At 35.6% G+C, this 22473-nt stretch carries 12 protein-coding genes and 2 tRNA genes; 6 read left to right on the top strand and 8 right to left on the bottom strand.

Annotation, left to right across the window (positions count from 1 at the left end; translation table 11 throughout):
* Positions 1-68 precede the first annotated feature (68 nt).
* Positions 69-1736, bottom strand: a complete 1668-nt coding sequence (locus tag P5P89_RS15750) for an OstA-like protein (RefSeq protein ID WP_278009179.1) — start codon at positions 1734-1736, stop codon at positions 69-71.
* A 149-nt stretch (positions 1737-1885) separates the two neighbouring features.
* On the bottom strand, positions 1886-2275 hold the full coding sequence (gene ytxJ / locus P5P89_RS15755; RefSeq protein ID WP_278009180.1) for a bacillithiol system redox-active protein YtxJ: 390 nt from the start codon (positions 2273-2275) through the stop codon (positions 1886-1888).
* A 207-nt stretch (positions 2276-2482) separates the two neighbouring features.
* Here ytxJ and clpB point away from each other — a divergent pair, with 207 nt between their 5' ends.
* Both clpB and P5P89_RS15765 read left to right on the top strand, forming a co-directional pair.
* Entirely contained in the window at positions 2483-5086 is a 2604-nt protein-coding gene (clpB, locus tag P5P89_RS15760) for an ATP-dependent chaperone ClpB (RefSeq protein WP_278009181.1), read from the top strand.
* Between the two features lie 369 nt (positions 5087-5455).
* Entirely contained in the window at positions 5456-6337 is an 882-nt protein-coding gene (locus tag P5P89_RS15765) for a DUF808 domain-containing protein (protein WP_278009182.1), read from the top strand.
* A gap of 51 nt (positions 6338-6388) precedes the next feature.
* On the opposite strand, the gene pheT is transcribed toward P5P89_RS15765, so the two are convergent.
* The 6 genes from pheT to P5P89_RS15795 all read right to left on the bottom strand — a co-directional run bounded on the left by pheT (position 6389) and on the right by P5P89_RS15795 (position 17645).
* Entirely contained in the window at positions 6389-8809 is a 2421-nt protein-coding gene (pheT, locus tag P5P89_RS15770; RefSeq protein WP_278009183.1) for a phenylalanine--tRNA ligase subunit beta, read from the bottom strand.
* 141 nt (positions 8810-8950) lie between these two features.
* Complete coding sequence (locus P5P89_RS15775) at positions 8951-9814, bottom strand: bestrophin family protein (protein ID WP_278009184.1); 864 nt, start codon at positions 9812-9814, stop codon at positions 8951-8953.
* A 26-nt stretch (positions 9815-9840) separates the two neighbouring features.
* Positions 9841-11151: a TolC family protein gene (locus P5P89_RS15780; RefSeq protein ID WP_278009185.1), complete on the bottom strand. Its 1311-nt coding sequence runs from the start codon at positions 11149-11151 to the stop codon at positions 9841-9843.
* Positions 11152-11207: 56 nt separating this feature from the next.
* Complete coding sequence (locus tag P5P89_RS15785; RefSeq protein WP_278009186.1) at positions 11208-14306, bottom strand: efflux RND transporter permease subunit; 3099 nt, start codon at positions 14304-14306, stop codon at positions 11208-11210.
* Positions 14307-14376: 70 nt separating this feature from the next.
* A complete protein-coding gene (locus P5P89_RS15790; RefSeq protein WP_278009187.1) occupies positions 14377-15435 on the bottom strand; it encodes an efflux RND transporter periplasmic adaptor subunit in 1059 nt (352 codons plus the stop codon).
* Positions 15436-15854: 419 nt separating this feature from the next.
* Positions 15855-17645 carry an ABC transporter ATP-binding protein gene (locus tag P5P89_RS15795; protein ID WP_278009188.1) on the bottom strand — a complete coding sequence of 597 codons (1791 nt, stop codon included), beginning with the start codon at positions 17643-17645 and terminating at the stop codon, positions 15855-15857.
* A 266-nt stretch (positions 17646-17911) separates the two neighbouring features.
* On the opposite strand from P5P89_RS15795, the gene P5P89_RS15800 reads away from it, so the two are divergent.
* The 4 genes from P5P89_RS15800 to P5P89_RS15815 all read left to right on the top strand — a co-directional run bounded on the left by P5P89_RS15800 (position 17912) and on the right by P5P89_RS15815 (position 22453).
* Positions 17912-17986, top strand: a tRNA-Val gene (locus P5P89_RS15800).
* A gap of 82 nt (positions 17987-18068) precedes the next feature.
* Positions 18069-18149 (top strand) — tRNA-Tyr (locus P5P89_RS15805).
* Positions 18150-18440: 291 nt separating this feature from the next.
* The gene (locus P5P89_RS15810; protein ID WP_278009189.1) at positions 18441-18836 is read left to right on the top strand and encodes an Arm DNA-binding domain-containing protein; all 396 of its coding nucleotides are present in this window, start codon (positions 18441-18443) and stop codon (positions 18834-18836) included.
* 470 nt (positions 18837-19306) lie between these two features.
* Complete coding sequence (locus tag P5P89_RS15815; RefSeq protein WP_278009190.1) at positions 19307-22453, top strand: glycoside hydrolase family 2 TIM barrel-domain containing protein; 3147 nt, start codon at positions 19307-19309, stop codon at positions 22451-22453.
* Positions 22454-22473 lie beyond the last annotated feature (20 nt).

The following is a 22473-nucleotide window of genomic DNA, read 5'->3' on the forward strand; positions in this document are numbered from 1 at the left end:
TTTTTGAGAACTAAGATTTTGATGTTTTGATTCTTTCGGTTTGCTTAAAACCTGCTTTTTACTAAAAATTATTTTTTAGCTTTTTTGTTAGTTCCTTTACTGGCTTTAGCAGCAGGTTTCTTTTTGTCGTAATTTAGTGTTTCCTTTCTGATTTTCATAGGAACATTTGGTTTGGCATCTTCTGCTTTACCTTCTTTGACTAATTTATCGTTGAGTTCGTTTTCTTCAGGAGGAAAAATATCATCCTTTGATTTTATCCTTTCGTCTCCACGCCAGACAAAACCTTTTAATTTTCGGTCATTTTCCGCCAACTCATCTTCTGGATAGCTATCACTTTGAACATTCTTAAAAAGAGTTATGTTTTCAACTCTGTTATTCTCTATAATAAGATTGATTCTGCTGCTTACACTTTTGTCAATTCCCACAAGTTCGTTTGCTGAATTTCTTGCGTAATATATTGCTTCGGTGTTTTTTATTATATCGACATCATGTAGCTTTCCATCTCTGAATTTTCCAATGAGGTTCATACCCTTGACCTGGTTGTAACCTGTTCCAAGTGTATCTTTAGAGATTAGAAAAGTATTATTGAACACTTTAAGCGAGTCTATTTTTCGGGTTTTATTATCTCCAATTAAGTGCATGAGGTCCCCTGTGATCTGGCTCTCAGCATTCCATAAAATGGGTTTCCCTATTAGTTTCGTGAGGGCAGTTTTACTGTTTGAATGAAGTGAGTCGCATTTTCCGCTCATATCTATTTTGAAAAAGCGAACATTATTAAAAGCTCTGATAATTCTTTCGCCTTCTTTTCCGGTGACCATTAATTTTTTGCCATGAATATAGACTGAATCATTTTCGACCAGATTTATGGCAACCGCTCTTTTAGTTACAAACATTGAATCTTTTAGTTTGTATAATTCGGCGTAATGACCTTTTACGATTCCCTTGTTTATAGAATCTGTAATTTTTACATTTCGTGTTGCTGATGCAAATTCGGTATTACGATTGTAGTATAAACTGTCGCCCTCTATTCGCCGGTCGTCATATTTAATATATGATTTTCGCAGGAAATGGGCGAGGTTTTTCTTTGTGTCGTAAAAACCATTTTCAGTATAGATATAATTTGTTTTACTTGTGATGGTTGATGGTCCAAATAAGTAAGAGTGCCCTGAGTTACTATAGTAATCTAAGTGATTAGATTTCATAACATATTTAGGGTTTGTAAGTACTACTTCTGTTAAAAACTGAAATTTTTTCTGTGTCACGTAATACCTTCCGGATTTACTTACCAGGGTATTATCTTTATTTACAATTGTGCCTTTAGTATTGTAAAAAACTTCCTGAACATTTCTGTCAAAATTGATGGTATCGGTTTGCAATGTTGCATCAGGAGAAGTCATAACAGCGTTTCCGGTTGCGAAAGCCTTTTTTACGTTACCACTGTATTCAGCATATTTACTATTTAAGAATAATGTATCGCCTTGTACAAGTTGCACATTACCAAAGGCTTTGATGTAATTTTCTTTTTGAAAGAAATAGGCTTTATTGCAAGTAAGGACTACGCCATCATGATTTATTTTTACATTTCCGGTAAGCAAAAGTGCTCCCGGAATTTCTGCTTCGTTTACGTCTGAAAAATCTGAATTTTCAACTATTATTTTTTTAGGAGCCTGAGCTTGTGTATCCTGAGCAATTCCTATAACCAAACAAAAGGATATGAAAAAGAGTAATTTCTTCAATTGATTTAATTTTTTTCAAATTTATGAAAAAGGTAGCAACCTAAGTCGATATTAAGATTTATTTATAATGGTGAATCAATGCAATTGGTAAAAAATCGAAAGGCAGAGGTGTAACTCTGCCTTTGAAATGTGTCTTTAAAAAGAAGAACTTAAATCTTGTTTTTTAATGCTGTAGCATCAATATCGCTGTGTGAAACATTGTAAACAGCTTTTCCATTTTTGATTAAAATCAATTGTGGTGATTCATGATATACGCCAAATTTGCTGGCAATTTCATTAGAAATATCTCTGTGTGCAATCAAATCTAAAAAATAAGCATCAACAATATTTTCAAGATCATATTCTCTTTCAAATTGTTTTAAAGCCATTCGGCTGATGCTGCATCTTGTGCTGTGTTTGAAAATCACGACTGGTTTTTCATGTGATATTGCTTCTACTTCCTGTAATTGAAGAATATTGGTTAATTCTGTCCAGTTTACTTTACTTTTTGAAGCTTCTGAGTTCTCTGAACTTCCGAAGATTGAATTGAAAAAACTCATATTTGGCTTGTTTTATGACTTTTTGACATTGTAAAATAGCTTAAAAACTGTTTTTAATGTCGTTTTGTCTGTTTTTTTACTGTGGAATATAATTTGTCTATTGGAATACAAAGTTAAATTATTTGAGTTAAAAATGGGACTCAATAAATGCTAACTTTAATCTTATTAAAACAACAAAGAACAATATCAATCACAAATCGAAAAAAAATGAATATAAATAAATTTACTATTAAATCGCAGGAAGCCATTCAGTTGTCGCAGCAATTAGCGCAGCGAAATGGACAGCAGCAAATTGAAAACGAGCATATTTTTAAAGCCATTTTTGAAGTTGACGAAAACGTGGCACCATTTATTCTTAAAAAATTAAACGTAAATGTGCCATTGTTTCTACAGCTTCTAGATGCAACCATTCAGAGTTTTCCAAAAGTTTCCGGAGGTGAAATAATGCTTTCAAGGGATGCAAATAAAGCTTTGAATGAAGCTGAAATTATTGCGCAAAAAATGAACGACGAATACGTTTCAATCGAACATTTAATTTTAGCCATTTTTGACTCAAAAAGTAAAGTTTCTCAAATTTTAAAAGATCAGGGCGTTACCGGAAAAGGTCTTAAAGCGGCAATTGAAGAATTACGTAAAGGGGAAAGAGTGACATCGGCTTCAGCTGAAGAAACCTATAATTCTCTTAATAAATACGCTAAAAACCTAAATGAATTAGCGCGTACGGGAAAATTAGACCCAGTTATTGGCCGTGATGAAGAAATTCGTCGTGTGTTGCAAATCTTAACTCGCAGAACCAAAAATAATCCAATGCTTATTGGTGAACCTGGGGTTGGTAAGACGGCTATCGCAGAAGGTTTAGCGCATAGAATTGTGGATGGAGACGTTCCGGAAAATCTAAAAGAAAAAATCGTTTTTTCATTAGATATGGGAGCTTTGATTGCCGGAGCAAAATACAAAGGAGAATTTGAGGAACGTTTAAAATCGGTTGTTAAAGAAGTTACGGCTGCAGAAGGAGATATCGTATTATTTATTGACGAAATTCACACGCTTGTAGGTGCAGGTGGAGGAGAAGGCGCAATGGATGCGGCTAATATCCTGAAACCAGCTTTGGCTCGTGGAGAATTAAGAGCGATTGGTGCTACAACCTTAGATGAATATCAAAAGTATTTTGAAAAAGATAAAGCGCTTGAAAGACGTTTCCAAAAGGTTTTAATCGATGAACCAGATACAGAAAGTGCTATTTCGATTCTTCGTGGAATCAAAGAGAAATATGAAACGCATCATAAAGTCCAGATTAAAGACGAAGCGATTATTGCTGCGGTTGAGCTTTCACAAAGATATATTACGAATCGTTTTTTACCAGATAAAGCAATTGACTTAATGGACGAAGCTGCTTCTAAACTACGCATGGAAATCAATTCAAAACCAGAAGAGTTAGATGTTTTGGATCGTAAAATAATGCAGCTTGAAATTGAGATCGAAGCGATTAAACGTGAAAAAGAAGAAAGCAAACTTAAGATTTTAGGTATGGAATTGGCCAACCTGAAAGAAGAACGAAATGAAATCTATGCAAAATGGAAGCAAGAAAAAGATATCGTTGACGGAATTCAGGCTGTAAAGCATGAAATCGAAGACTTTAAATATGAAGCAGAACGTGCAGAACGTGACGGAGATTACGGAAAAGTAGCGGAGATTCGTTACGGAAAAATAAAAGAAGCACAGGAGCGTCAGGAAAATTTGCAGAAACAATTGCAGGAATTTCAATCAGGAAATTCTTTAATCAAAGAAGAAGTAACCAGAGAAGATATTGCAGAAGTTGTAGCAAAATGGACTGGAATTCCGGTAATGAAAATGCTTCAGACAGAAAGAGAAAAACTATTGCACTTAGAAGATGAATTGCACAAACGTGTAGTAGGTCAGGAAGAAGCTATAGAGGCAGTGAGTGATGCCGTTCGAAGAAGCCGTGCCGGTTTACAGGATATGAAAAAACCAGTTGGGACATTCTTATTCTTAGGAACAACGGGAGTTGGTAAAACAGAATTAGCAAAAGCTTTGGCAGAATATCTTTTTGATGACGAAAATGCGATGACTCGTATCGATATGAGTGAGTATCAGGAACGCCACAGTGTGAGCCGTTTAGTGGGTGCGCCTCCAGGATATGTAGGTTACGATGAAGGTGGGCAATTGACAGAAGCGGTTCGCAGAAAACCTTATTCTGTAGTTTTGCTTGATGAGATTGAAAAAGCACATCCTGATACTTTTAATATTTTACTGCAAGTTCTAGATGAAGGACGTTTAACAGACAATAAAGGACGTTTAGCCGATTTCAAAAACACTATTATCATCATGACCTCTAATATGGGAAGCCAGATTATTCAGGAAAAATTCGAAAACCTAAAAGGCGGAGTGGAAGCAGCCACAGAGGCGGCGAAAAATGAAGTTTTAGGATTATTGAAACAAACAGTTCGTCCAGAGTTTATCAACCGTATTGACGAAATAGTCATGTTTACACCACTTACAGTAGATAATATATCAAGAATTGTAAGTTTACAATTGAAAGGGGTTACCAAAATGTTGGCACAACAAGGTATTACAATGGATGCAACTCCGGAAGCAATTGCTTATTTGTCAGACAAAGGATATGATCCTCAATTTGGAGCAAGACCTGTAAAACGTGTAGTGCAGAGAGAAGTTTTAAACCAGTTATCGAAAGAAATTCTGGCTGGAAATATTACAACGGAAAGTATTATTTTGATCGATGCTTTTGATGGTAAGCTGGTTTTTAGAAATCAGACACAACCAGTAGTGTAATCAGGTATAAATGTAGAAATAAATAGATAATATTATAATTACACCGGCACAAATGCTGGTGTTTTTTTTGGGGTAATCCGTGAATAATGAAAGATTATTAAAAAGTATTATAAAATAATAGACACTATTAATTGTCAAATTTACATTAATATTAAAAATTAGATTATTATGAACAATATATTTAGAGGATTGCTAGCCGGTTATGGGGCAAAAAAATTAGGAGGAGGGTGTTTCGGTACCATAATCGTTTTTATAATTCTTTGGTTTTTGTTGGGTCAGTGCAGTTAAAATTAAATTCCGAATTCTTTAAAATGATTTAGGATAAAAGTAGTAGATTCGCGCCACTAACATTAAAAAAAGCAAAATATAATGGCATCAGGTTTTTTCGTACTATTAGACGATATAGCAGCAATTATGGACGATGTTGCTGTAATGAGTAAGGTTGCAGCAAAGAAAACAGCAGGGATTTTAGGGGATGATTTAGCGGTAAATGCCGAGAAAGCTTCAGGGTTTGCTTCATCCAGAGAGCTTCCGGTACTGTGGGCAATTAGCAAAGGATCTTTACTTAATAAAATAATTATTCTTCCAATAGCGTTTTTATTGAGTGCTTTTATGCCGGATGCTATTATTGTAATTTTAGTTCTGGGTGGATTATTCCTCGCTTACGAAGGAGCCGAAAAAATATATGAATTTGTGTTTCCTCATCCGCATGAAGAGTCAGAAGGAATAACTGAAAAGACTTATTCTGAAGAACAAATTCTTGAGATGGAAAAAGGAAAAGTAAAATCAGCCATTATTACTGATTTTATATTGTCTGTAGAAATTGTAATTATCGCTTTGGGAACCGTAATCGGAAAGCCAATTATTCAGCAAATCATTGTAACGTCAATAATTGCCTTGGTTGCTACTATTGGAGTTTATGGAATTGTAGCTCTTATTGTAAGAATGGATGAAGCTGGATACAAGCTTATTAAGTTTAGTAAAAATGAAAAAAGTATTTCAAAATTTATTGGTAATATACTTGTAAAAGCACTTCCGTTAGTTATTAAAGGTTTAACCGTTGTCGGTACTATTGCTTTACTTTTAGTTGCAGGTGGTATTTTTGTACACTATATTCCATTTTTCCATCATTTATCTGAAGAAATTAAACTTCCTTCTATAGTAAAAGAATTTGTGACTGGTCTTGTTTTAGGCTGTGTTGTTTTGGTAATTGTAAATTTGTTTAAAAAGATTTTCAAAAAGAAACAGTAATTACAATCATATAAAAAAAACACCAGCAAACGCTGGTGTTTTTTTATGAAATTATCTTAAACTTGCTCCTAACTCAGTTTCAAAAGTCTGTTGTAGCTTTGACATGATTTTATCAATCTGGCTATCGGTCAGTGTTTTCGTGCTGTCCTGAATTGTAAAACTCAGAGCGTATGACTTTTTGCCTTCCGGAAGGTTTTTGCCTTCATAAACATCAAACAGATTTACATCTTTTAAAAGTCCTTTTTCTGTCTGTTTAGCCAGTGTATAGATACTTTCATAAGTTGTGCTTTGGTCAATTAGTAATGCCAAATCCCTGCGTACTTCCGGATATTTAGGAATATCTGAATATTTAATTTTTCCTGTGATTATTTTCAGTACCAAATCCCAGTTAAAATCAGCATAATAAACATCCTGTTTGATTCCAAAATGTTTTAAAATTGATTTTTTAACTACTCCAATCTCTACTAAAACTTCATTGTTATAAACTTTTGAAGTTCCTTCAGAAAATACATCTGATTTTGATGGGACATTTGAAATTTTATCTATTCCTAAACGATTTAAAATGCCGGTAACATATCCTTTTAGTAAAAAGAAATCAGTAGTTTTTTGTGGATTTGTCCAGCTCTCCTTATTTCTGTTACCCGAAATTAACAAACTTAAATGCTTGTGTTCTTCGTATCCATTAAGGTATTTATGGTACGTTTTTCCGAATTCGAATAATTTCAAATCAGAATTTCTTCTGTTGATATTATATGAAATTGCTTCCAGACCAGAAAATAATAGCGACTGACGCATCGTTGATAAATCACTGCTCAACGGATTCAGCATCGTAACATTATATTCTTCTTTCAAGTCAGCAGATAATTTTGCGTAATCAGCAGTAGTTAATGAATTTGCCATCATTTCATGAAATCCCTGAGAATTCAGTTGTGAGGCAATTATGTTTTGTACTTTGTAGTCTTCTGTTCTTGGGGAATTGGCTACTGTAGCATTAAATTTCTTAGAAAAATCAATATTATTATATCCATAGACTCTTAAAATTTCTTCAATCACATCTATTTCGCGCTGAACATCTACGCGATATGCCGGAATAGTTAATCCCAAACCAGATTCAGAAACACTATTCACTTTAATATCCAAAGAAACTAATATTTTCTTGATCGTATCTTTAGGGATTTCCTGTCCGATGATTTTATATACATGACTGAAATTTAGTAAAACAGAAAAATCTTCTACTTTTTTAGGATATACTTCTATTATATCAGATGTAACTTTTCCGCCTGCCACTTCCTGGATTAAAAGTGCGGCTCGTTTTAATGCATATTCTGTGATAGTTGGATCAATTCCTCTTTCAAATCTAAAAGAAGCATCGGTATTTAACTGATGCCTTTTGGCGGTTTTACGCACACTTACGGCATCAAAATAAGCACTTTCTAAAAATATAGAAGTGGTTACTTCAGAAACTCCTGATTTTTTTCCGCCAAAAACACCAGCGATGCAAAGAGGTCCTTTTTCGTCACAAATCATTAAATCTTCTTTATGCAATGTTCTTTCAACATCATCCAAAGTTGTAAACTTTGTGCCTTCCGGAAGAGTTTTTACAATTATTTTTCCGTTGATTTTTGCAGCATCAAAAGCATGCAGAGGTTGTCCTAATTCATGTAAAACATAATTAGTAACGTCTACAATATTATTTTTTGGTGTTAAACCTATCGCTTTTAAACGGTCTTTCAGCCATGCTGGAGATTCTTCTACTGTAATACCTGAAATAGTAACCCCGCAATATCTTGGTGCAAGAGTTGGTTCTTCAACGCTTACATCAATTTTTAAAGTACGCATGTCAACCCTGAAATTGCTAACAGAAGGCGTAATCAATTCTACATTTATTCCACGCTGAAGCATTCCGGCTCTTAAATCACGTGCCGTTCCAAAATGACTCATGGCGTCTGCACGATTTGGAGTTAACCCGATTTCGAAGACTTCATCATTTGCGATTTTGAAAACTTCTGAAGCCGGAGTTCCCGGAGTTAGTTTTTCATCCAGAACCATAATACCATCATGACCTGTTCCGAGGCTTAATTCGTCTTCAGCGCAAATCATTCCATGGCTTTCCTGTCCACGAATTTTACCTTTTTTAATGGTAAATTCTCCTCCTTCTTTGTCATATAAAACTGTTCCAATAGTAGCTACAGGCACTTTTTGACCAGCCGCAACATTTGAAGCACCGCAAACTACCTGAATAGGACTCTCTAAACCAATATCTAAAGTTGTTACTTTTAACCGGTCTGCATCAGGATGTTTTTCGCAGGTAAGTACATGTCCTACAACAACTCCTTCTAAGCCTCCTTTTACTGATTGGTATTTTTCGACCACTTCTACTTCCAGACCTAAATCTGTAAGTAATTCTGAAGTTTGCTCTGATGTCCAGTCTGTTTTAATGAATTGTTTTAACCAGTTGTAAGATATTTTCATTTTGATTTCAGTATTCTTGATAAGTGTACAAATATAAGGATTGATTGCTGGAGTTGGAAACTATTTTTTTGTTTTCTAAAATTCCCTAATCAAAATTATAAATGGCAATAAATTAATTTTTTTTAAAGAGATAGATTAGGCTTAAATCAGTTCCTCAACATGTTTTTTGATGTTTTCTGATATTTTTTTAATAGGCAAATCGTTTTCATCATCTCCAAACGGATCTTCGATTTCTTCAGCGATTAATTCTAAACTTGCCAGAACATAAAAAACAAAAACCACTACGGGAGCTACAAAGTAACCCAGGCTCACAGAATATCCAAAAGGAAGCGTCATGGTATAAAAAAAGATGAACTTTTTGATAAAAGCACTGTAAGAATAGGGTATGGGTGTGTTTTTTATTCGCTCGCAGGCACCGCATATATCAGTAAAAGATTTTAATTCTTCATTTAAAATGATGAGCTGGTCACCTGTAATTTTTTTTGCATCATACAAATCATTAATTTTTTGATATATGATTTTTTTTAACTGATTGGGTTTGTGTTTATGGTGATCGATTTCTAAATCAACATCTTCAAAAAGCTGTTTACTTGTGTCATCATCTTTTAAATGAATCTGAAGAATATGGGCATACATTGGAATAAATTTCCTGAAAAAGCTTCTGTCGGTTTCATCTTTTAAAATGGCAGACAGCTTGATGGCAAGATTACGGCTGTTATTGACAAGGCTGCCCCATAATTTTCTTCCTTCCCACCAACGATCATAAGCGGTATTTGTCCTGAAAACAAGCAGCAACGAGATAACAAAACCCAGCATGCCGTGCATGATATTGATATTATGTATGTAATCGTTTTTCCCGATTTTAAAATACTGAACTTCAAGATAACCAACGGCCGCACTATAAATTCCAATAATAATCATGACAGAAAACAATTTTCTTATGGTGTCAGATTTATGAAAACGAAAAATAAAAGTTACCCAGTCCTTTGTATTGTATGAAATCATTTAAATGTTTTTCGAACAAAATTAAACTAAAAACTAATATTTCCGGCTAATTCTTTTAATGCAATTTCAGATAATTTTGCCTGATATTGAGCGTTGCTGTTACGAACTTTTGCATTCACATAATTCAATTGAGCTGTTCTGAATTCTAATGTTGTAATTGTCCCAATCCTGAATTTATCCAGCGTAATTGAAAGATTTTGTTTTGCTATTTCTTCATTATCATCTTCCAGTCCAATAAGTTCGATGTTGGTTAAGTAGGTCTGAAAGGCAGTGCTTAATTGTGTATTGAGGACCATATTTTGCTGTTCGATAGCAATTTGAGAATTTTCGATTTGCAATTTGGCCACTTTTTCATTTCTATGCTGATTAAAACCATCAAAAATGTTAAGCGTAGCATTAAAACCATAATTTAATCCTCTGGAAGAAGCTTCACTTGTAAAACCTAGACTGGATTGACTTTCTGCAAAATTATATCCGGTGGTTAAGTTAATCACAGGGTATCGGTCTGCTTTTACCTGTTTCAATTCCAATTCTGCAATTCGTTTATTGATTATTTGAGCTTCTAATGCAGGATTTTGTTTTTGTGCCAAATTCAACAAATCAGCAAAAATTAATTTATCATCAACGGTAAGCTGATCTGTGACTTTGAAATCAATTTTTGGATCACGGGCTAAATATTGATTAAGTAAAATTTTTGAATTGATATAAGATTCTTTTTGTCGCAACAAAGCTACCTGATCTGAATTCAAATCAACCTGTGCATTCAAAACTTCCAATTTTGATGCTTTTCCAATTGTAAAACGGTTTTTTGCCAGTTCTAATCTTTGGTTTGAAATAACAATGGTGGTGTCTAAAGCAGCTAGCTGCTGTTGCTGTTGTACCAGGTCATAATAAGCTGAATTAACCTGTGCAATTTTTAGTAAAATCGTTTTTTTTAACTCAGCATCGCCCAGTTTTTGAAGTTCCTTTAATTGATCCAGCCTGGCGAACATTTTCATTCCATCGAAAACTGTCCAGCCAAGACTTACCCCGTAGTTTAAGCTGTTGTTTTTGGCATTGTCCAAAGCCGTTGTCGTTCCGTCCTGACGTGTTTGAGAGGAGTTTGTGATACTATTGTTGTCTGTAATCGAAGCGTTAGCGGTTGGAAGCATTCCTGCATTTCCGATTGTTACATTCGTTTCAGATATTTTAGAATTGTTTTTAGCGATTTTAATTTCAAAATTGTTTTCTAAAGCGATTTTCATAGCCTCTTCAATAGTCAGGATTTCCTGCGCATTGGTTTTGCCAATACAGAATAAGAGGATTAATAAAATGCGGTATAAATTTCTATTATTCATGTTTTTTTCTTTTGCTTAAATCATAAAATCTAAATTTAAAATTCATGATTTCAGCGCTATTTTATACTTTCTTTTTCGTACTCGTCAATATGGTCAAATTCCGGATAATGCTTACGGGCTTTCGACCACATCAGATAAATTGCCGGAATAACAAAAAGGGTTAATGCCAAAGAGAAAATAGTACCTCCTACAATAACAACTCCCATTCCGATTCTGCTCGTAGAAGCCGCTCCAAGTGACATTGCAATTGGCAAAGCTCCTAACGCAATGGCTAAACTCGTCATTAAAATAGGTCTTAAACGTGCTTCTGAAGCTTCCATAATAGCCTCTAATTTTGGCTTTCCTTGTTCTCTTAGCTGATTAGCAAACTCCACAATTAAAATACCGTTTTTAGTTACCAGTCCAATAAGCATTACGGTTCCAATCTGGCTGAAAATATTCCAGCTCTGATTGAAAAGCCATAGGGAGAATAAAGCTCCGGCAACCGCCATTGGTACCGTTAAAATGATAATTAACGGATCTATAAAACTTTCAAACTGAGCCGCCAGAATCAGGAAAATCAATAATAATGCTAATCCGAAGGCAAATGACGTATTAGAACTACTTTCGACAAAATCTCGTGATTCCCCACTTAAATCAGTGGTGAAACTCTGGTCTAAAACTTTTGCTTTAATCCGGTCCATTTCCTCAATACCATCACTGATGCTTTTTCCTGGTGCCAGACCAGCAGAAACCGTTGCCGACATGTAGCGGTTATTGTGGTACAATTGAGGCGGATTACTCTGCTCTTCAATTTTTACAACATTATCCATCTGAATCAATTCACCGTTTTTGTTTTTTACGAAAATTGAAGTTAAATCAAGTGGTTTAGAACGGTCTTCCTGATTAAACTGGCCAATTACCTGATACTGTTTTCCGTTCTTGATGAAATATCCAAAACGTTGTCCGCTCAGCGAAAGCTGTAGGGTCTGTGCAATATCCATTATAGAAATCCCTAAACTTTCTGCTTTTTCACGATCGATACTTACGTTGATTTCAGGTTTGTTGAATTTCAAGTTGACATCACTAATAGAGAACACGTCGCTTTTGCCCACTTCTTCCATGAAAACAGGGATTTTCTCTCTTAATTTCTCAAAAGTTGGAGCCTGAATAATGTATTGAATCGGTAAACCGCCACGTCTGTTCACAGCAATAGTAGGCTGTTGAATTACGGATGTTTTAGCATCCGGATATTGCTTGGTCCATTTTGTTAATTTATCCGCAATATCTTTTTGAGAACGAACTCTTTCGTCGGGCTGCTTTAGCGAAAGCCTGATAAAACCACTGTTTACTGATGAAGAACCAAATCCTGGTGAGGTAATCACCAGACTCACTTTTTTCTCCGGAATAGAATCGTCTACCAATTTTGAAATTTCCTGCATGAAACGATCAGTATATTCATAAGAAGATCCTTCGGGAGTTGTCATACGCATTACAACAGAGCTACGGTCGTCTAAAGGCGCTGTTTCCTTTGGAAGGATGGTAAAAAACAGATAAATAATTCCGAAACACGCAATCAGGATTGGAAAACTGATCCATTTTCGATCCATAAATTTAGAAAGACTTTCTGCGTACGTGCTGTTCATTTTTTCGAAAAAAGGCTCCGTCTTCATGTAGAATTTGGATTTTTTCTGTTCGCCGCCTTTCATCAGATAAGCATTTAACATTGGTGTTAAGGTCAATGATACGAAAGCAGAAATCAATACTGCTGAGCCAATCACAACGCCAAATTCCCTAAAAAGGCGTCCTACGAAACCTTCTAAGAAAATTACCGGTAAAAATACGGCAGCCAGCGTTACAGATATCGAAATTACAGCGTAGAAAATTTCATTAGAACCTTTTATTGCTGCTTCAATAGGAGACATTCCTTCTTCTACTTTTTTGAAGATATTTTCGGTAACTACGATTCCGTCATCCACTACCAGTCCTGTTGCCAAAACAATAGCCAAAAGGGTTAATACGTTTATGGAAAACCCGAGCATCCACATGATAAAAAATGTAGCAATAAGGGAAACCGGGATATCAATTAAAGGTCTGAAGGCAATTGCCCAGTCCCTAAAAAAGAGGTAAATAATGATGATTACCAACAAGATAGAAATACCTAAAGTCTCAGCAACTTCCAATACCGATTTTTTTACAAACAGCGTATTGTCTAATGCTATATTAAGTTTGATGTCTTTTGGTAAATCCTTTTTTAGCGCTTCGTATTTTTTATAAAATTCGGATGAGATATCTAAATAATTGGCTCCTGGCATCGGCACAATAGCCAGACCAATCATGGGAAGCCCGGAGGATGTTAATTGTGTTTCGATATTTTCAGGTCCTAATTCTGCACCTCCAACATCGCTTAGACGTATAATTTTATCGCCCTCTGTACGAATGATAATGTTATTAAATTCTTCTGGTTTAGAAAGATTTCCAATAGTTTTTACGGTAAGTTCAGTATTGTTTCCAGTCAGTTTTCCTGAAGGTAATTCAACATTTTGTGCATTTAAGGCATTACGAACATCGGCTACGGTACATTTGTAAGCCGTTAATTTTACCGGGTCAATCCATAAACGCATGGCGTACCTTTTTTGTCCCCAAATCTGAACACCACTCACACCCGGAATGGTTTCTAAACGCTGGGAAATAACATTTTCGGCATAATCACTTAATTCAAGAGAACTTCTTGTATCACTCTGAACCGTCATGGAAATAATAGATTCACTGTCTGCATCTGCTTTCGAGACAACGGGCGGCGCATCAATATCCTGAGGTAAATTTCGAACAGCCTGCGAAACCTTGTCACGAACGTCATTTGCCGCTTCTTCAAGGTTTTTATCTAAATTAAATTCAATAGTAATATTACTGCTCCCCTGATTACTGGATGATGTAATATTTCGGATTCCGTCAATCGCATTTACCGCTTTTTCAAGAGGTTCTGTAATTTGTGATTCAATAATATCAGAATTGGCTCCTGTATAATTGGTTCTGATAGAAACCTGCGCCGGGTCAATCGAAGGAAATTCACGAACACCCAGAAAAGTATAACCAATAAAACCGAATAAAATAATCAAAAGATTCAGTACAATGGTTAAAACAGGTCTCTTTATACTTGTGGTTGATAAACTCATATAATTTATGATTTTAAGTCTCTAAAATTAAATTTCAAAACTTTAGACTTTATGACTTTATATTTAAGACTTATTTTACTTTAACCTTTATAGGTGCTTCATCTTTTAAAGACATTACGCCACTTGTTATCAAAGTGTCGCCTGGTTTTAATCCTGATAAAATTAAAACAGAAGCGTCTGTTCTGGTGGCTGCTTCTACTTTAACTTCTTTGGCTTTACCCATATTGGCGATGTACACTTTTTTACCATCCTGTATCGGAACGATAGCTTCCGAAGGTATTACAATTGCATCTTTAACGATGTTTAAAGGAAGTTTTACATCTGCAAATGTTCCCGGAAAAAGTTTTCCTTCGCTGTTTTCTGCAATGGCACGAATTTTTAAAGTACGTGTTGCCACTTCTACTTCGGGTTCAATTGCGTATATTTTTGCTTTATAGGTTTTGTCAGATCCTGAAACAGAAAAGTCAATAACAGAACCAGAAGTAACCTGAGCAGCATATTTCTCAGGAATAGAGAATGTAATTTTTAATTTGCCCGTGTTTACCAGTTTTGCTACTAAAACAGTTGGCGTAATATAAGTTCCCGGTGAAATAGAGCGCAAACCAATTTTTCCTGAAAAAGGGGCTTTTACAGAAGTTTTGGCAATCTGTGCGCTTATTAATTGTGTCTGTGCTTTCGCGGAAGCGTAGTCTGCATTGGCAACATCAAATTCTTCCTGACTTATAGCTTCTTTTTGCAATAACAATTTAGCTCTTCTTTGATTTTCGCCTGCCAGACCTTCTTTTGTCTGAGCCTGTCTCAGCTGAGCTCTCAATTCAATATCATTTACCTTAAAAAGTACCTGGCCTTTCTTTACATTACTTCCTTCGCTAAAGTAGATCCCTTCAACAATTCCGGAAATTTCACTGTGAATCTCAACCTGCTCATTGGCTTCAATAGATCCTGATAACGATAAATTATTGTCAAAAACCGAAGTTTTGATCACAATTCCGGTTACACTTGTTGGTCTGTCCTTATCGCCGAATTTCTTCGATTCTTCGTTTTTCTTTTTGTTGGATATCACACGATACGTGATAAAACCTCCGAGTACTATAATGATAAGGGCGTAAATTAGGTGTTTTAGTTTCATGAAAATTGAGGTAAATGAGTTTTATGTCTGAATTGGTGGTACAAATTTAGTTTTTTGATGTGAATACAAAAGGGCTTAATGGTTATTTAACAATTGTATGTACAAGTGTTTTTAAAGCTATTTTGTTTCGGTTTTTCTAATGCTAATAAACTTAGACATTGCGGTTGGAAAAAGGTTTAATTCAATGTTTTTTTTTAATGATTTTGAAAAGCTAATCCTGCTCTCCACTATATCTGTTGTTGCGAACCCCGCAACAACAGGATGCCGTTACGATCAGGGCTAGGTTTTTTGGGATTAAAGAGATTTATTTCCCTGACAGCTTTTTAATTATTATGATATTTGATTTTGTATACCTGCAAAAAAAATGCAATAAAACGTTTTTGTCTTATTGCATTTAAATTATTGATTTTCAAAACTTTTTAAGAATTGCTAAACTGCAGATTGCTCAGGTTTTTATAAATACCGTTTTCAAGGTTAATCAGCTCCTGATGCGTTCCTTCTTCGGTGATTCTTCCATTGTCCAAAACTAAAATTTTGTCGGCGTTTCTAATCGTCGAAAGACGGTGTGCAATGATAATACTGGTTCTGCCTTCCATCAAAACTTCTAAAGCTTCCTGAACCAGTTTTTCGCTTTCACTGTCTAAAGAAGAAGTTGCTTCATCCAAAATTAAAATACTCGGGTTTTTTAATAGTGCTCTTGCGATTGCAATACGCTGACGTTGGCCTCCTGATAATTTTACACCGCGTTCTCCCACCAGCGTTTCGAATTTTTCAGGGAAACCTTCTATAAAGTTCAATGCATTGGCTTGTTTCGCAGCCAGTATTATTTCTTCATCTGAAGCATCCGGTTTTCCGTAGGCGATATTTTCCCTGATGGTTCCGCCAAATAAAATCACATCCTGAGGAACAATACTCATATTGCCGCGAAGATTTTCAAGATCGTAGTCGTAAATGCTTTTTCCATCCACTAAAATTTCTCCTGAAGTAATATCGTAAAAACGTAATAATAACGAAGAAATAGTCGATTTTCCGGCACCACTTGGCCCCACAAGTGCAATCTTCTGACCGAAATCAGCGTTGAAATTTACGTCTTTCAATACCTGAACTTCTTTTCTGGATGGATAACTGAAAGCCACATTTTTGAAAGCTACAGTTCCTTTTATTTTTTCTACAGGAAGAGCTTTAGGGTTAGCATTGATAGCTTCAGGAGTTTCTTCGAGTAATTCAAAAACACGTTCTGTAGCGCCAACTGCTTTTTGGATCTGTGCATACATTTCGGCTATACCTCCAAAAGAAGCACCAATAAATGTGGTATAAAGTACAAACGAAATCAGGTCACCCACACCTTCAACTTCACCTTTTATCGTTAAGGTAATTCCGTACCAGACAACGGCAACCACACATCCGAAAAGGCATAATATAATGAAAGAAGCAAAATAACCTCTGTACTGGCCGCCTTTGATGGCTATTTTTACAATTTCTTTGATTTTGTTTTTATAACGCTGAATTTCGTACCATTCATTGGCAAACGCTTTTACGTTGCTGATTCCCTGTAATGTTTCTTCCACAATTACCTGGCTTTCGGCTACTTTGTCCTGCGTTTTTTTTCCGTACTTGCGAATGAATCTTCCAAAAATTACTGCTGCAACGGCTACAACCGGAACGATGGCCAGCATCATCAAAGTCAATTTTGGACTTATATTCCCTAAAATTATAAATCCGCCTATAATTAAAATAAATTGACGTAAAAACTCTGCGATTGTGGTACTAAAAGTATCCTGCAACTGGGAAATATCCGCGCTGATCCGGCTGTTCAGTTCGCCGACACGCTTTTGGGAATAAAACGACATCGGAAGTTTGATTAAATTCTCATACAAAGCAAAACGAATGTTCGACAATGAATTTTCAGTAAAATTGACGAAAAGAGAAATTCTGAAAAAAGAGAAAACTGCCTGAAGCATTAAGATTACCAAAAGCGCAACCGCAATTTCATTGGCTCGGCTAAGGTCTTTATTCGTAACGCAGTCTACCAGCATTCCCATTAACTTAGGAAAAGCAAGGGCAGTGGCACTAGTTAGGAGTAAGAAAACCAAACCAAGGAAGAATTTCCATTTGTGGTTTTTAGCATACTTAAAAATTCGGATTGCTTTTTGGAGGGAGTTTGCGTCTAATTTAGCTTTCGGTAAATCATTTTCCTGATATCTTGCCATTTGAATATACAATTAAGGTATGCAAATGTATGACTATACCAAGTCAATACAAAAGGAATAATTAAAATTAGCTTTCGGGATTTCGTTTTTTAACTAAACGCTAAGACAAGGTGCTGTTTTATTTTGTTTTTAAGAAGCTGAAAAATAGCTTTCTAAAAGTATTCCTGAATTTTATTTTATATTTTTTATCAAAAAGGCTTGCAAATACAAATTCTAGGTGTATATTTGCACTCGCAATCACAAAATGATAGCAGCCTAGTAAAATAGGGCGATTAGCTCAGCTGGTTCAGAGCACCTCGTTTACACCGAGGGGGTCGGGGGTTCGAACCCCTCATCGCCCACAAAGAAACTCCTTAAGAAATTGAGGAGTTTTTTTTTACGATTTTCAGAGTGTTAAAAGGTTGTAGATTCACACTCAAATTTGGGGAGATACTCAAGCGGCCAACGAGGGCAGACTGTAAATCTGCTGTGTGAACTTCGCAGGTTCGAATCCTGCTCTCCCCACGGAAAGGCCGAAAAGCCAGAAAACTTAAAGTTTTCAATCTTTTCAAAAAGCCGCAAAAAATGTCTGAAGACCTGCAAATTCAACTATTTGCGGGTCTTTTTCATTTTAGGCCTGTTTTCAATATTTATAAATGCTCACAAAATTAAAGGTGCAGAATCGGTGCACTTTCCGGCGCGAAGAAAAGTGCACCAGAAACAGCAAAAATCCCTTAATTTATAGGGCTTAACGAGATTAATGACTTGATTTGGCAGTGATATTATTCTACATTTATTAATTTAAAAAGTAGAATTATGTTGGAAAGCAGTTTTGGTTTGGGATTTTTTTTAAAAAGACCAAAAATAGAAAGTAGAGAATGGATTGTATATTTCAGAATAACTGTTGACGGTATCCGCAAGGAAAGTTCAACTAAGAGAAGATGGGATAATACACGATGGGATCAAAGGTTCGAAAGAGCGGTCGGATCAAAGGAAGATGCAAAGTCGCTGAACTTCTTTTTGGATTCGCTGACTTTAAAAATCAATGAAATCAAAACCGAAATGATGTACAGCGGCAAAACCATAACCGCTGACAAAACTATGGACGAGGTCCTGGGAAGGACAGCCCCAAAGATTAAGGTGCTGGAAGAATTCCAGAAGCATAATGATGAAATGGTGGCGCTTCTTGGAAAAGGCTATGCAAAAGCCTAGTAAAACAAAGACTTCATCATCCGTAGGAAAAATAATATAAAATCCTATTTATATAACAAAACACATCGATATAATATAGTAAAATTGCTTTTCCTTAAAATTCATTTAAAGATCTTTAATAAAGCAACGATTTTAGTATTGATAAAACTTGGGTATTTATCATGTAAAACATATTAAAAAGAAACACACAACCGATTGTTTGTAAATAATAGTTATATTTGGCTCTTGAAAAGTGTTAAATCAACACTTTTTGAATTCATGTAAAAATGAATAGGAAATAACAGGGAATTGTATTCTAATAAATGCCGGAAATTAAATATCTGGAAAGAATTTCAGTGCAATTAAAAAAACAAAGGAAGTGCATAATATATTCTTGGTCTCAAAGGAGACGAAGAATCTTTATTTAAATAGATTTACAGACATTTAAAGTTTAAAAAAATAATTTACAGTCCAAGTAAAACAATACACTAATGAAAAAATACAACTATTTAATTTTGATTTTAGTATCACTATCTTTTCTAAATCTAACTCAGGCTCAAGATACTTCATTATCTCCAATTCCTCCAGAAATAGATAACCCCGAATTACTAGGCATAAACAAAGAACCCTATCATGCCACATTAATGCCTTATGCCAACATTACAGAAGCATTGAAAGGCAATCGCCATGCTTCATCTTTTTGCACAAGCCTTAATGGACAATGGAAATTTAACTGGGTGCCAACTCCGGAAAAACGCCCTGCTGATTTCTATAAGCCTGATTACGATGTCTCTGGCTGGAAAGAAATCCCTGTACCTTCCAACTGGGAAATTCATGGTTATGGAACCCCATTTTACAGAAACTTAGGATATACCATCAAAAAAGATTATCCGCATGTAATGAGTGAACCAGAGAAATGGTATACATCTTACACTGAAAGAAATCCAGTAGGAAGCTATCGTAGAGAATTTTCTGTTCCTGCTGAATGGATAGGCCGATGTAATTTCATAACTTTTGACGGCGTTGATAGTGCTTTCTTTTTGTGGGTAAACGGTCAAAAAGTGGGTTTTAGTGTAAATAGTCGCAATGCGGCAGAGTTTGACCTTACCAAATATCTGAAACCCGGCAAGAATACAATTGCTGTAGAGGTTTACCAATACAGCTCTGGCACATGGCTGGAAGATCAGGATATGTGGCGTCTGCACGGAATTTTTAGGAATGTAACGCTCTGGAGTGCTCCACAAGTACATATCCGTGACTTTTTTGTGAAAACAGATTTGGACAAGGAATACAAGGATGCAACATTAGATGTATCAGCAAAAATTAAAAACTATAGTGATAAAACTACCAAACCACAAACATTCACAGCTACACTCTATGATAAAGAAGGAAAGGAAATAGCCAAAGGAAATGTAGTGGGCACTGCACTTAAAGCTAATAAAGAAGAATCACTTAACGTAAAAATCAAAGTGGTAAATCCATTAAAATGGACAGCAGAAACGCCTCACCTGTATACTGTTGTATTGACAAATTCTGAAGGCGAAATAGTTTCATCAAAAATAGGGTTTCGTAAAGTAGAAATTAAAGGACGTGTTTTTATGGCAAATGGTGTACCTATAAAACTGAAAGGTGTAAACCGTCATGAACACTGGTCTGATGTTGGTCATGCCGTTACGGAAGAACAAATGATTCGTGATCTTGAAGTCATTAAACAAGGAAATTGTAATCATATCCGTACTAGTCATTACTCAAATGATCCGCGTTGGTATGAGTTATGTGACGAATGGGGAATCTGGTTAGTTGCTGAAGCGAATATGGAATACCATGGTTATGATACACGATTTGATGAAGAACCAACCATAAAAGCTGCTATTATTGACCGTAATGTGGCGAATGTTGAAAATTTTAAAAATCATCCATCCGTCATTATATGGTCACTTGGAAATGAAGGTGGTGGTGTCAGCACAAATCTTAAAGCTGCCATGGCTGAAGTTAAGGCAATTGATTCTACACGTTTTGTTCATTATGAACGTTTTGGAGCGGGTAAAAACAATCCTGCAGACTTAGACGGTCGTATGTATGGCACTGCAGCTGAATACGTTGATATGGTTAAGAACTGGGGACTTACCAAACCATTTTATGTTTGTGAGTTTATTCATGCTATGTTCAACTCAATGGGATCTCTTGATGAATATTCTAAAGCATTTGACAATAACCCTGAAATTTTGGGAGGCGCAATTTGGGAATTCCAGGATCAGGCATTGTGGAACAGGCGTGATCCTAATCATCCAATTTTAGCTTACGGAGGCGGTTTTGGTGAAAAGCCAAATGACCACTATTTTATCCATAAAGGAGTAATTTCATATGACCGCGCCACAGAAGGAAATAATGTAAAACCACATTATCCTGAAATGAAAAAAGCTTTTCAATGGATTGATACCGAACTTACTGATCCCGTTAACGGAAGTATCAGAATTAAGAATAAATACCAGTTTATTTCTCTGGATGGTTTTGATGCCACCTGGAGCCTGACAGAAAACGGACAGGAAATTGGCAGCGGAAAAATTAAAATGCGCCCTACCTGGGGGAAAGGAATTTTTACGGCCAATATTCCTTATAAAATAGAGCATCCTAAAGCAGGTTCGGAATATTATTTAAGAATTTCATATAAGCAAAAAGAAAAAACGCTATGGGCAGATAAGGATTTTGAAGTAGCAACAGAACAGTTTAAAGTTCCGGTCAATACGCTGCCTCAACAAGAAATAAAAACTACTCAGACAGTTAAACTCGTTCAAAATCCTGAATCGGCTATTATTTCAGGAAAGGATTTTTCTGTAAGTTTTGATAAGAAAACTGGCTTCATGAATCAGTTAAATAAAAATGGAATCAATCTTCTAACCCCTGATGGTTCACCTAAATTACATTTGTGGCGTGCCTCACACCGTAATGATGATGATTGGGCTTACCAGCAATGGGAAAAATACGGAGTAACTACGCTTCAATACAAAGTGGTCGATTTTAAAGTTGAAACTATTGATAAATACTCCGTTAGGGTTACTTCTACAACAAAAGCAGATGGTAAAGAAGGTTTTGGCGTTTATCATACGGCAACGTATTTAATTAAAGGTGATGGATCGATAAAAGTGGATAACGATGTTCAATTTGTTGGTTTGCGTATTAATTTGGCCCGAATTGGGGTACGAATGTTACTCGATAAAAAACTGGATCGCATGTCATTTTTTGGTAGGGGGCCATTCGAAAACTATTCTGATCGCAAAAGTTCAGCTGAAGTTGGCATTTATGAATTGGGAGTAAACGAGCAATACGAATATGAAAAACCAATGGAGCGAGGCAATCATGAAGAGGTTAGTTGGGCAAAATTAAGTGGTAAAGAAATGCCATCTCTTATGATAAAAGCAGATGAAAAACTGATGCAGGTAGCAGCACTTCCTCATACTGACGAGCAAATGCATCCCGTAGAATATAAAATTGATTTACCCCCAAGTACTGCAACAGTTTTCTGCGTTTCAACCAAAACATTAGGTGTTGGATCTGCCAGTTGTGGTCCAAGGCCTCTTGAAAAATATCAGGTTTTTGCAGTGCCAACAGAATTCACTTATACCATTAATTTATTTTGACCTGAATTGGTATATGAAAT

It is taken from the genome of Flavobacterium gyeonganense (assembly GCF_029625295.1).
In the GTDB taxonomy this organism is placed as follows: domain Bacteria; phylum Bacteroidota; class Bacteroidia; order Flavobacteriales; family Flavobacteriaceae; genus Flavobacterium; species Flavobacterium gyeonganense.